Origin of the sequence: Cetobacterium sp. ZOR0034 (assembly GCF_000799075.1) — a bacterium.
In the GTDB taxonomy this organism is placed as follows: Bacteria; Fusobacteriota; Fusobacteriia; order Fusobacteriales; family Fusobacteriaceae; genus Cetobacterium_A.
Map to the genome: position 1 here is coordinate 1 of NZ_JTLI01000048.1, position 13,608 is coordinate 13,608.

11 protein-coding genes are annotated in these 13,608 nt (G+C 29.2%); all 11 read left to right on the top strand.

The genetic code is table 11. The features are described 5' to 3' along the window. Positions 1 to 196 precede the first annotated feature (196 nt). The 11 genes from udk to L992_RS09310 all read left to right on the top strand — a co-directional run bounded on the left by udk (position 197) and on the right by L992_RS09310 (position 13,608). Positions 197 to 829, top strand: coding sequence for a uridine kinase (gene udk / locus L992_RS09260; protein WP_047380913.1), 633 nt, complete (start codon positions 197 to 199; stop codon positions 827 to 829). A 4-nt stretch (positions 830 to 833) separates the two neighbouring features. Next, entirely contained in the window at positions 834 to 1,451 is a 618-nt protein-coding gene (locus tag L992_RS09265) for a deoxynucleoside kinase (protein ID WP_047380911.1), read from the top strand. Between the two features lie 100 nt (positions 1,452 to 1,551). Continuing rightward, positions 1,552 to 2,163 (top strand): LysE family translocator, encoded by a 612-nt coding sequence (locus L992_RS09270; RefSeq protein ID WP_052191634.1) that lies wholly within the window; start codon positions 1,552 to 1,554, stop codon positions 2,161 to 2,163. A 35-nt stretch (positions 2,164 to 2,198) separates the two neighbouring features. Next, positions 2,199 to 3,254, top strand: a complete 1,056-nt coding sequence (gene mnmA / locus L992_RS09275; RefSeq protein ID WP_047380909.1) for a tRNA 2-thiouridine(34) synthase MnmA — start codon at positions 2,199 to 2,201, stop codon at positions 3,252 to 3,254. A gap of 153 nt (positions 3,255 to 3,407) precedes the next feature. After that, the gene (locus L992_RS09280; protein WP_047380907.1) at positions 3,408 to 4,235 is read left to right on the top strand and encodes an SIR2 family protein; all 828 of its coding nucleotides are present in this window, start codon (positions 3,408 to 3,410) and stop codon (positions 4,233 to 4,235) included. A 113-nt stretch (positions 4,236 to 4,348) separates the two neighbouring features. Continuing rightward, positions 4,349 to 5,197, top strand: a complete 849-nt coding sequence (locus tag L992_RS09285) for a hypothetical protein (RefSeq protein WP_047380905.1) — start codon at positions 4,349 to 4,351, stop codon at positions 5,195 to 5,197. Between the two features lie 19 nt (positions 5,198 to 5,216). After that, positions 5,217 to 6,002: a RelA/SpoT domain-containing protein gene (locus L992_RS09290; RefSeq protein ID WP_047380904.1), complete on the top strand. Its 786-nt coding sequence runs from the start codon at positions 5,217 to 5,219 to the stop codon at positions 6,000 to 6,002. 53 nt (positions 6,003 to 6,055) lie between these two features. Beyond that, complete coding sequence (gene cls, locus L992_RS09295; protein WP_047380902.1) at positions 6,056 to 7,477, top strand: cardiolipin synthase; 1,422 nt, start codon at positions 6,056 to 6,058, stop codon at positions 7,475 to 7,477. A 13-nt stretch (positions 7,478 to 7,490) separates the two neighbouring features. Further along, on the top strand, positions 7,491 to 7,994 hold the full coding sequence (locus tag L992_RS09300) for a molybdenum cofactor biosynthesis protein B (RefSeq protein WP_047380900.1): 504 nt from the start codon (positions 7,491 to 7,493) through the stop codon (positions 7,992 to 7,994). Between the two features lie 8 nt (positions 7,995 to 8,002). Beyond that, the gene (locus L992_RS09305) at positions 8,003 to 10,534 is read left to right on the top strand and encodes a PD-(D/E)XK nuclease family protein (protein ID WP_047395791.1); all 2,532 of its coding nucleotides are present in this window, start codon (positions 8,003 to 8,005) and stop codon (positions 10,532 to 10,534) included. Continuing rightward, complete coding sequence (locus L992_RS09310) at positions 10,534 to 13,608, top strand: exodeoxyribonuclease V subunit beta (protein ID WP_047395800.1); 3,075 nt, start codon at positions 10,534 to 10,536, stop codon at positions 13,606 to 13,608. The genes L992_RS09305 and L992_RS09310 overlap by 1 nt, the downstream gene beginning before the upstream one ends.

The following is a 13,608-nucleotide window of genomic DNA, read 5'->3' on the forward strand; positions in this document are numbered from 1 at the left end:
TTTGAAGGTCAATGTCTTTTTCTGTCATACTCATAAAAAATCTTCTCCTTTAAAAACAACTATATCGTAAAGTATACATCAAAAAAAATATATAGTCTATATTTATATTATATTTTATTTTTTTTTGAAAAGTGTGCTATAATATATAAGATTATAAAAAATTATACGCAGTAACACTTAAGGAGGAAAACAAAACATGAAAAATTGCATATTGATCGGAGTAGCTGGAGGAAGTGGAAGCGGAAAAACAACTATAGCACATAATTTAGCAAAAGCTTTCAAATCAGAAGACGCAGTACTAGTTGAGCAAGATGCTTATTATAGAGAGCTAACAAACTTATCATTAGAAGAAAAAGCAGCAGTTAACTTTGACCACCCGGATTCTATCGAGTTTGATCTTTTAAAAGAGCATTTAACTAAATTAGTAAACGGAGAGGCTATCGACAGACCTATATACGATTTCACAACTCACTCTAGAAAAGAGGGATGTGTAAGATTAGAGCCTTCTAAAATAATAATCGTTGAGGGAATACTTATATTTGCAGTACCAGAAATCAGAGAGCTGTTCGATGTAAAAATATTCGTAGATACAGACGCAGATGAAATGATTTTAAGAAGAATTGAAAGAGATATGACAGAGAGAGGAAGAAGTTTCGAATCTGTAAAAAATCAATACTTAAAAACTGTAAAGCCAATGTACTTAGAGTTCTGTGAGCCGAGTAAGAGATACGCAGATGTGATCATCCCAAGAGGTGGAGAGAACAAAGTTGCAATCGGAATGGTAACAAGTAACTTAAAAAGATTCCTTCAAAAAGGAGTGTTAGGATAAGATTATGAAAAATGTTATCTGTATAGAGGGAGTTGTTGGAGCTGGAAAGACAACCTTAGGAGAACTATTAGCTAAAGAATTATCTATTGAGTTTTTTCAAGAACCGTATATAGATAACCCTTTTTTAGATAAATTCTATTCAAATAAAGAGAGATACTCATTGCTAAGTCAGATGTATTTTTTAAACAAAAGAATAGATATAATAGAAGAAGCTTCTAAATTCAATGGATGTATAATGGATAGAAGTATCTTTGGTGATTTTTTATTTGCAAAGATGCATCTGAAAAATGGTTTCATGAGTGAAGATGAATTCAATTTATATGAATCTTTTTGGAAAAAATTAATATCAGCAAGAGAGAATCCTGTGTTGATAGTTTATTTAGAAACAAGTGTAGATAATGCTATAAGAAAGATAAAAGAGAGAGGTAGAGATTTCGAGATGGGTGTCGAGAAAGAGTATTGGAACTCTCTGAACGAGGAGTATTCGAACTTCTTTAATGAATATAACGACTCAGTTGTTTTAAAAATAAATATAGATAATATGGATATAAGAGATAATGACGAGGATAGAAAGCTATTTTTTGATATGGTTAAATCTAAATTGAGGGAGCTAAGCCTGTAAACTCTCTGAAAATGAGGAATTTACTTTGTTTTTTAATATTTTTGTGTTAAAATTTAGGAAACAAAACAATTATGGAAATACACTTTTGAGGAGATTGAATATGATTTTTTTTAAAGGTATAATAACAGGTATAATATTATCTCTTCCGTTTGGTCCTGTTGGAATCTATTGTATGGAAAAAGCTATGACAGAGGGAGAGAAAAAAGGGTATGTATCGGCACTAGGAATGGTATCAGTAGATGTAATCTATGGAATAATATCTTTTCTTTTTATAAGTAGAGTAGATGATTATATATTAAAATATGAAGCTCCGCTACAAGTGTTGATAAGTGTATTTTTGATATTTGTTGGAAGTAGAAAACTTTTAACTCAACCAGAGATAAAAGAGTCAGAGGATGATAACTACACTTTGGTGCAGGATTATTTCGAGATGTTTTTACTTTCAATATTTAATATATCGTCTCTATTAGTTATTGCAGGAATTTATACTTTATTGGGTGTGATAGACTGCGATATAAAAGAGATGACAGTATTAGAGTTAGGAACTGGAATTGGAATTGGTGGAGCATCAATGTGGTTTGTTACGATGTTTTTAATTCATCATTTTAAAAAGAGAGTGACACGTGACATTTTAATCAAAATCAGTAAATTCTCAGGTCTTATAATTCTAATATTTGGAATTGCAACTATTATATTTGCCTTCTACAAATAATAATAGGAAATAATATTTCTTAAGGATGGTAATTTATGAACTTAGAGTTTAAAAAAGAGAATGAAAAAAAAGTCATAGCAGTGGCTATGAGTGGTGGTGTTGATTCGTCAACAGTTGCTTATCTTCTAAAAAAACAAGGTTATACAATTTTTGGTGTAACAATGAAAACTTGTGGTGAAGAGGATAAAGATGCAAAAAGAATATGTGATGATTTAGGAATCGAACATTATCTTTTAGATGTTACAAAAGAGTTTGGAAAAGAGGTTATTGATTACTTCGTAGATGAGTATAGCTCAGGAAGAACACCTAACCCTTGTATGGTTTGTAACAGAAAAATTAAATTTGGAAAGCTTATAGAGTTTGCAAGAGAAAAGGGAGCAGAGGCTTTAGCAACTGGTCACTATGCAAACATAATTGATGGAACTTTAGCAATCGGTGACGATATGAATAAGGATCAAGTATATTTCCTTTCTCAAATTAAAAAAGAAAATTTAGATTATATAATATTCCCTATCGGAAAGATGGAAAAACCAGCAGTTAGAGAATTAGCAAAAGATCTTGGTGTAAGAGTTTACGCTAAAAGAGATTCGCAAGAGATTTGTTTCGTTGAGGATGGAAAATTAAAAGAGTTCTTAATGGATAAAACTGATGGTAAAATAGGAAGACCTGGTAAAATAGTTGACTTAAATGGAAAAACTTTAGGAAAACATAACGGTTTAGCTTTCTATACAATCGGACAAAGAAAAGGATTAGGAATCGCATCAGCAAACCCACTTTATGTAGTAGCTTTAGATAAAAAGAATAATACTGTAATAGTTGGAGATAATGATGATTTAATGAGAGATAGCCTTATAGCTAATAGTTTAAATCTATTTTTAGTAAATGAAGTTAAAGAGTTAGACGGAATGAACTGTTTTGTAAAAGCTCGTTCAAGAGATAGACTTCATCCTTGTACAGTAAAAGTTATTGATAATGATGTTATCGAAGTGATCTTCACTGAAGATAATATAAGAGCAGTAACTCCAGGACAAGGAGCAGTTTTATATACTGAGGATGGAAAAGTTATAGCGAGTTCTTTCATAATTAAATAAAAACGGCAATAAAATTTGAACCTGTAAAGTAGATTTAGTCTTTTTACAGGTTTTTTTTATATTTTTTGAAAGAATATGCTTGTTAAATAGCTAAAATTAAGATATACTTATATTGCCAAAGTGTTATTTTTTTTAAGAAAGAGAGGTGTTACTATGAGTTTTTTCAATAAATTTAATGATACAGATAAAATAAATCTTTTCTTAGGAGATTTCTTGGTTAGACAAGCTGGTTATCCCACAAGAAGAGAGTTAGCAAAACTGTTAATGAAAGATATGAAAGAAAATATAAAAGGCTACATTAGAGATGAAAACTCTTTATTCCAAGTTAGTCAAGTTTACTTAGATGGCGTTGTTAGCAGTAGAAGTTCATTATTGAGAAAAATCAAAAATTTGTATGAAACAAATAGAGAGACTTCAGAATTACTAAATGTTTTTTCTGAGAGCGATAAAATAAATGCTGTTTTTTCTACAGATTACGATATAGTTTTAGATGATATAAATTCAAGTAAGGTAGTAAAAATATTACCAACAGATGAAAATATATGTACAGCATTAAACGGAGAGATCAAGCATTACAAAGTGTTAGGAGATGTAAATAGACATGAAAAATTGTTTGTTTCTATTCAAGATTATAGAAAACTAAATGTTTTAGATTTCTATAAAAATTTCTTTAACAACATAAGAGAGGATATAAAAACATATCCGACGCTAATTTTAGGATTAGATTTAAATAATATAGATTTTATTGACATGTTAGAATCAATATTATCTACGATAGAGAAAAGAGATATTATCTATGCAGTGAGCAACTCAAATGTTTTAAAAACAAAAACAATCGAAAGATTGAATGAGTTAGGAATTAAACTGTTACCTCATAGTGAAGAGGAGTTCTTTAAAGAACTGAAATGTTATCTTTGCTCAGAGGAGTTAGAGGAATCTGAATTACAAGAGGCATATATTGGAAAAAAGCTCTTTCGGTAATTTCAGAAGATTCTGAAGCAGAAACATGTGATGAGATAGTAGAGGTAGAAACAGAAACAGTTTTAGAAACTATAGAGGAAGTTTTAGAAGAGGAACATTCTGAAGTAGTTGAGTTGCCTATAGTATCAGTATCAGATGTTACAAAAAGAGAGCCAGAGGTATTAGAGGTTAAAAATGAAGATTTTAAATTGATGGAGAGTGCTTTAGAGATAAGGTATAGCTCTTTAAAATTGGATAGGTTACCAATTGAATTTTCAACTATAAAGGATATGAAAAATCAAAATCTAATAAAAACTTTTGGGATTACCGATTTAAAAATTGACGAATTACATTTAAAAGAATGTAGCAGTAGAATCGTTGAAATAAATAAGAGGAAATATTTAGAACTAAAGAACAGAGAGTTTAAGTTAGGTTTAGAGATAGACTTAAAAGAGGATGGCTCTTTTAATACGGTTGTAAATAATTACTACTATAAAATATTTAAAAATAATAATGTAAAAAGATTCCTGTTCAATGTGAAGCTTTTAAAAGAGATTTTTGTTGGACATCTTATCGAATTAAAGGGTGAACTATTAACAGGAAAAGTTTCTTTTGAAAATAGAATTGAAGTTATGAAACTAGATCTATTAGAAAAAGAGATTTTAGAGTTAGGAGAGGCTAAAAAAGAGAGATTACTTCAAGAGGAGAATTCATTATACTCACTAGCCCTTTTAAATGTAATAGATAAAACACCAGTACTACAAAGCTGGATAAACTTCAGATGTGACTTGGATAGAGTTGAATTTATCGAAGGAGACAAGATATCTGTTGAAAGAGTTCATATTATTAGAGGAAATGACTTTAATATTAGAGAAAGAATAGTTACTACTTCTCCAATAGAGGCGAGAGAGCTAAAACAAACAGAAGTAGTTGCTTACAGAAAAACTTGTGAAATTTCACTAGAAAAGATACCTAGAAAATAGTAAAGAGGTGTTTATTTTGATGTTAAACAGTAATATAAACAGGGAAGAATTTTTCAAAATATTCTCAATAACTGAAGAGTATTTTGAATCTACAGGTTTAGATTGGGATGAACTTATGAAGATTTATGCTGACTATTTAAAACTGGTTCCTTATTTAGAAAAAGAAGCTGAGCATATAGTTTCTAAGCTAATTGATAGCGTGGGAGTTCACTCAGTGAGAAGAAGAGTTAAAAAAGCGACACACCTTGTAGAAAAGATTATAAGAAAGGGTCGTAAATACGCAGATCGTGGAATAAATGCTGAAAACTATAAAGAGATTATCACTGACCTTATAGGAATACGTGTGCTACATCTATTTAAAGATGACTGGCGTGGAATTCATGGAGAGATTACGAAACTTTGGGATACAAAAGAGACTCCTCAGATTAATATAAGAAGAGGGGACTATAATATTCAAGATTTAAAAAATACTATTCAAGACTTAGATTGTGAGATTATAGTGAGAGATCATGGTTATAGATCTATTCATTATTTGATTGGAGTTCCAGTTACAAAACAAGATGAGGTACTTGTAGAGATACAAGTTAGAACGGTGTTTGAAGAAGCTTGGAGTGAGATAGATCATTTGATGAGATATCCATATGATGTAGATAATCCTATTATAACTGAATATCTTGGAATTTTTAACAGACTTGTTGGAAGTGCCGATGAAATGGGAACGTTTATAAAGAAAATAAAAAAGGAGTTCTCTAACGGAAAAGGTTTAGAGGATAACTTTAGAGAGTTGGATTTAAAATTCAAATAAAGAGAAGAGTTTAGACTCTTCTCTTTTTTCTAAAAAAATTAGAGGTGAGTTATGTGAAAGAGATATTGATAGCATTAAAAGACTACTTAGTTTTTGTAAATATTATATTCGCAATAATCATTATATTTTTTGAAAGAAAGAGACCTGTGTTTACTCTTTTTTGGATAACCATACTACTATTGACATCATATTTTGGATTTATAGTTTATCTTTTTTTTGGCGTTAGTTTTAAAAAGAGAAGAGCTTTGGCAAAATATTATTTAAAAAGTAGCCATGAATATTCAAAAAGTTTAAATAAGAAATCAATGGTAAGCATAAAAAAATGGCTTGGATTAAGCAGATATTTAGATGGGGTTCTTTTAGGTAAAATGACTCACAACAACAGTTTTATTTTCTATCGTAAAAACGAATATTTTTTTAATAGTTTAACTTTGGCTATTAAAAATGCAAAAAGATACATCTATATGGAGTATTATATATTTGATGATGATGAGGTTGGTGGACCTATATATGATTTACTTTTAGAGCGTGCAAAAGATGGTGTTGAAATAAAAATAATTGTAGATGGAGCTGGAACGAGGGGTGTTTCTAAAAAAAGAATTGAAACTCTGAGAAAAGCAGGCATTATGATAGAGATATTTTTTCCATCGTATTTCCCATTTATAAAGATTGGGAATTTGAGAGCAAACTATAGAGACCATAGAAAAATAACTCTTGTAGATAATGAACTTTGTTTTTCTGGTGGCTTGAATATAGGAAAGGATTATATTGGAAAAGGGCGACTTGGAAAGTGGCAAGATATAGGTTTTTCAATTAAAGGTGAGGCTATTATAGATTATCTTCATGAGTTTGAAAGAAGTTGGAAATTTTTGAAAAAAGACACAACAGATATTTTTGAAAATCCAACTTTACAAAAAAGAGAGTACCAGCTGACACCTATTCAAGTTGTAAGCTCAGGGCCGAATTATGAGTTTCATACAATAAAGGATACAATTTTAACTTTGATAATAAAAGCTGAAAAAAGTATACATATACAAACGCCATATTTTATTCCGGATGAACCAATTTTAGAAGCTTTAAAAGGAGCGCTTGTTTCAGGAATAAAAGTTAAGATTGTTATTCCGAGTGTTGGAGATCACGCTTTTGTCTACTGGGCAAACCAATATTTTTATGGTGAGTTGATTGAACTAGGAGCAGAGGTTTATAAGTATAAGGATGGATTTATTCACAGTAAACTTATTGTGGTAGATGGAGAGATCGCACTTGTAGGAACAGCAAACTTTGATTATAGAAGTATGTATCAAAATTTTGAGATAAGCTTACTAATTTTAGGAAGTAGTATAACAGAGCTAGAAAATAGAATCAAATCTGATATATTAGAATCAAAAAAAGTAACTTTGAAAGAGTATAGAGAAAGAGGAAAAAAAGATAGAGTGCTAGAATCTATATCGAAACTGATAGCACCGATACTATAAAAAGGAGATAGAGATGATAAGAGTAGCTATAATAACATTGAGTGATAAGGGTTCAAGAGGAGAGAGAATAGATGTAACTGGAGAGAAATTAAAAGAGATTTTCGAAAGTCATAAAAACTATGAAAATGTTTACTATAATATGTTACCAGATACATATGAGGAGATTTGTGAGGAGTTAAAAAAACTAGCAGATGAGGATGTTGCAGATTTGATTGTAACAAATGGAGGAACTGGTTTTTCAAAGAGAGATGTGACACCTGAAGCAACTCTCGCAGTTATAGAGAGAGAAGCTCCTGGAGTAGCAGAGTACATGAGAGCAAAATCATTTGAGATAACACCTAAAGCTATGTTGAGTAGAGCAAGATGTGGGATAAGAAAAGGAAGTTTAATTTTAAATCTTCCAGGAAGTCCAAAAGGAGCAACTGAAAATCTAAATTTTGTTATAGATGCTTTAGTTCATGGAATTGAAATATTAAAGGGAGTAGCTATAGAGTGTGCAACACCTATGAAAAAATAGGAGGAAAAATGAAGTTTGAATATGTAAGCTATGGGGGGTCTTTAATTCAGGGATTGAAAAAAGATCCCTCTGTCCTGTATGTATTTTCTGATTATCCTTTAAAAAATAGTCAGAGAAAAGAGAGTAAAAGAAATATATTTGAGCCAGATCCAGTGTATCTAACAATTGAAGAGTTTAAAGATATGGCTTTTAGAACAGATAAAATAGTTTTGAGTGAAGCAAAAAGATTTGTAAGTTTATATAACTATTTGAAAAAAGAGTTTGCAGAAATAAATATAACGAATTATTTTGAATCAATAGAGTTTTCAAATAAATTTTTTAATTATTATACAGAATTGAATAGAAGTTTGTGTGATGAATCTATAGTGTTGGAAGAATGGCAGAAACAATACTTTGAAATATTTCATAAATTTAAATCTAAATATGATATATATTTAGAAGAGAAAAATTATATTCCAAAAGATTGGGTTGAGAGTTTAAAATATTTGAATCTATCCTCTTTTAAAAAATATAAAAAAATTATGTTTGTAGATATTGTTAGTTTCACTCCTTTAGATAAAGTTGTTATTTCAAAGTTGGAGGAGTTTATAGATGTAGTTATTAGAGTTCAAGGTGAGCCAGGAGTTTTTGATGAGGAAAACTTAGAGCTGAAAGATATATATCTGCCAAAAATTCAGAAAAATGAGATAACAGTTTTAGAGGTCCAAGATGAGCTTGAACTAATTGGAAATCTTTTAGACATCATGAAAATGAAAAATCATACAACAAATATTTTTTCACCTGAAGCTGATACAAATGAGTATTCTAAAATATTTCCTAATAATTTTATGAGAGGAAGTTTTTATACAATAAATGATACGAAGTTTTTTAAATTTTTGACTGCTCAAAGTGATTTAATCTCTAATTTAGAACCTAGAATGGATAATCTTATTCCGATAAAAAAATTCTTAGAGGGAGTAAGAAATTTAGAAATGCAAGATTACTATGGGATACAAAAAGAGGATATGGAGTTTATATACTCACAAATGGATTGGGATTATAAATATATCGGAGAGGAAGAGAACGAAAAGATAACTGAGATATATAAAGATATAATTAAAGTTTCAGAGTTTGAAACAATCGATAGATTTATAGATTATTTTAATGAATTACTTTCTTTAGAGATATTCCAAGAGAAAATATATAAAGATTTCTACGATAAACTTCAAGAATATATGGGGTACGCTAAAACAACAGAGATAATGTTAGAATCTAAAGAGATAAAAGGATGTTTTAAAAATGGCGGAGATATTTTGAAGTTTTTACTACAATACTTCAATGATGTCGAAATTATTAGAAATGATAACAGTGAAGGTAAATATCTGATAAAACCTATGGAAAATTGCAAAGTTATTACTAATTCAAGAGAATCGATATTTATAAATTTAAGTACAAGATATCTTCCAAAAATAAAGAGAGACTCACTTTATTTAACAGAGAAGCAAAAAAAAGATAATGGATTTACCTATTATGAAAAAGAGAGAAAAGAGGAGAAATATAGATTTTACCAAAGTCTTTTGAAAAATAGATATAATATTATAATCTATATGAAAAATGAGAACAGCGGGGAAGCTGTTTCACCAATTCTTTCAGAAGTTTTAAATAAATATAGAGTAAATAGACTAGAAAAAACTGTTTATAGTGAAGACATCTTAGAGAGATTAAAAGCATTGAAATCAAATGCTGTTCCAGAATTCTTAGAAACTAATCTTTTAAAAAGTAAAGAGGATTTTAAAGATGGAGAGTTGAGTATAGGGCCATATGACTATGATACTTTGATGAGGTGTGAGTATAGGTTTTATCTAAATAAAGTTTGTTCGCTTCAAAACTTTGAAAAAGAGGATACGTTAGGACTCTCTCTTAAATTCTTGGGAACATATGTCCATGAAGTTTTTGAAAAATTGACGGATAAAATGTGGAAAAAAATACTGAATCTATCTGACTATAGTGTAACGTACGAAGAGGTAGAGGAGTTACTTTATAGCAGTTTCCGTAACAATAGAAAAAGAGTTCCAATCTATTTAGATAACTATTTTACGGGTATTTTAATACCACGTTTTGCTAGAAATATTTTGAAGTTTTATAAAGAGATTGAAAATCTATACATAGAGAAAAAGGTAAAACGTATAGAGAGTGAAAAAAATAGTAGAAAAGAACCGTTTTTAAAAGGAGATGTCGAAGTTACATTAAGTGGAAGGGTCGATTTGGTAATTGAAACGACAACAAATAATCATATAATAGATTTTAAAACAGGAAGTAAAATAGATAATCAATTGGATTTTTACTCTATTATGTTATATGGAGATGAAACGAAATCTCAAAAGTCAATTTATAACGCTTTTGAAGGAAAACTTGAAAATCAGGATAAGGTAAAGCTGACAAGAGAACTTTTAAAAGAGAGATTGATAGAGTTTTTTAAAGAGGAGATATACTCTTTAAGTGAAAAGAAAAGTGGGTGTCTATATTGTGAATATGGAGATATATGTAGGAGGGAGTTCTAATGAAGGGGATAGTTTTAAAAGCGAGTGCTGGAACAGGAAAAACATATAGACTATCTTTAGAGTATTTAGCTACTCTTTTAAAAGGTGAAAACTATAAGGATGTCCTTGTAATGACGTTTACTAAAAAAGCGACTTCAGAGATTCAAGAGAGAGTTATTCTATTTTTAGAGGAGATGTATAGAGATAAAGAATCGAGTTTATATGAAAATTTAAAAAATCTATATCCTGATTTGGATTTGTCTTTTGAAAATGTAAGAAGAGTTTATTATGAGGTTTTAGATAATAAGGATAGATTAAAAATTTCCACAATAGATGGATTTATAAATAATATATTTAAAAGTGTAACAGCACCTTATTTAAATATATTCTCTTATGAAATTATAGATGATACTGAGAATACAGAGATTTTATTGAAATGTTTTGAAAAAATTGTAGAGGATAAATCTGAATTTGATAGATTTAAAATATTTTTACAAAATAGAACAGAGCGGGATATAGAAAAATATCTAGATATACTTAGAAAATTGATAGATAACAGATGGAAGTTGATTTTGATAGAGCAATCTCAAAATTTAAAATCTAAAGATGGATACGAGTCAACAATATCAATTGATAAATTAGTGAATCATTTAATCACAACTTTTACTGCTGTAAAAGAAAAGAAAAAAGATGGAAAACCTTTAACTGATTATATGTCAAAGGTTATAAAATGGATTGTTGAAAAGGAAACTGCTCAGCATTTAGATTATATTATTGAGAATTGGAATGAGATATTAAAGAGTGAAAAATGTTGGGATGGAAGAAGAGTTAGAACAACAAAATCTATCGATTTAGATTGTGAAATAGAGATTTTGTCGAAGGCTTTTTCTGAATTGAAAGAGGAGATATCAAAAGAGGTTTTCAATAGAGAGATTTTAACTTTCGAAAAGGAGATATTATACTTTATTCAAAATTTATACTCTATATATGATGAGATAAAGTTTTCAGATAAAAGATTTACACATCTAGATATAAGTAGCTATATGTTCCAATATATAGATAGGCCAGAGATAAACCTTATAAAAGATGGATATATAACAGAGTATTTTAAAGATATATTTGATAGTCAATTTAAAACTGTTTTCATTGATGAGTTTCAGGATACAAGTGTTCTTCAATGGAGAATTCTAAAAGGTCTTATAAATAGTTGTGAAAATCTGATATGTGTTGGAGATGAAAAACAAAGTATATATGGTTGGAGAGGGGGAGAGAAAGCCCTTTTTGAAAATCTGCCTGATATAATCGGAGTTTCAGAGGAGACTATGAGTACGTCTTATCGTAGTTGTAGGCATATTGTGGATTTTACAAATAATATATTTAATGGAGTTTCAGAAACTTATGATGAGGTTGCAGAACTAGAATCACATACCTATAAATGGAGTTTCTCACCTGTCGATGGAAAAAGTGAAGAGCTTGGATATTTTGAAGTTTTAAGAAAGCAAGAGCTGTTTGCAGAGGATGGCGATGATGATTTAGAGGAATCTATAGATGAAGATCTAGAAGAGGAAAATATGATTGAAACTATGGTAGATTCTATTGAGGATAACTTTAGAGGAGACTATGGTGGAATAGGAATCATAGCTAGAAGTAATAAGCAGTTGAATGAGATTGCCAATGCTTTAAGTGATAGAAAAATACCATTTATAATAGATTCAAATGATTCAATAATATATCATAGAGCTGTAAATCCAATATATAAACTACTTAAATATAGTGTGAACAGAGATATGTTTTCACTTTTAGAATTTTTAAGAAGTGATATAGTTAAAATAGGAAATATTGAGATAAAATCTTTACTTAAGAATTGTTTGAATGAAGAGGAGAGTCTTCAGAAAGATTTGAAAGAGGTTATAAAAAAAATTGATGATATTTTGGAAAAGGGATTAGATAATAGAAATTTTGTTTTAGATGTAATCGAAAACTTTAATCTATCAGAGCATTATTCTGGAAAATCAGATTTAAAAAATATATTTCAATTTTTAGAGATGTCTAAAGAACATGAAAATCTTTATGATTTTTATAATTCGTTGAGTAGTGAAAAGAAAAATCCTAAATTTAAACAGGTTTCTTTAGAGGAGGAGTCTGCAATAACTCTTTTAAGTATACATAAATCTAAGGGACTTGAATTTGAAACTGTTTACTATTTCCATCAGGTACAGAGAAAAGGATTAAATAGTGGAATTCAATTTCATATAGATTTTAAATCACCATTTAATGAGATAGAAAATTATATCTTTGTAGATAAAAAGTATGAAAAGGTTTTAAAGTATTTAGATGGAAATTATGATTTTTTAAAAGAGTTAGAGATAAAAGAGGAGCAAGAGGAGATAAATAATATCTATGTTGCTCTTACAAGAGCTAAAAAAAATCTATTTTTAGTATTGGGAAATAGTGAAAATAGATATTTAAAGAGTTCAATAGATGGACTATTACACTTAAAGTGTGGTAAAATTAGTAGAAATGAAAAAAGTGAAGAAAGTCATAGATTAAAAAATGTAGATCTTTTAGAGTCTATAGATTTCGTTGAAAAAGAGATTGCAGAGTGTGAACAGCCAAATAGAATGCTATTACTAGATGTAGTTACAGAGGAAAAAAGAAGAGTTGGAAATGCAATTCACTATTATTTAGAATTTATTATAAATAACAGTGAAGATGAACATGTAGAAGCGAGAGAGAGAACATATTCAAAACATGCTTCTATAATTGGTGAGGAAAGATTAACTCAAATTTTAAATGGTTTTGAGTTTCAGAAATTCTTTGAAGATAATCCGATTATATTTTCAGAAGAGTGGGATTATATCTATCCAGAGTATGAGATATATCATGATGGAGAGCTAAAAAGAATAGATAGAATTATGATAAAAAAGCCAACTAAGAGCAGTGATGGAAAAATTCTTGTAGTGGATTATAAAACTGGAGGAATCAACCAAGCACAATTAGATGAGTATATAACAATAGTAAAAGCTCATCTAAATAGTTTAGATGTTTTTGAAAACTACATTGTAACAGGTGAGTTTTTAGAGATAAAACTATAA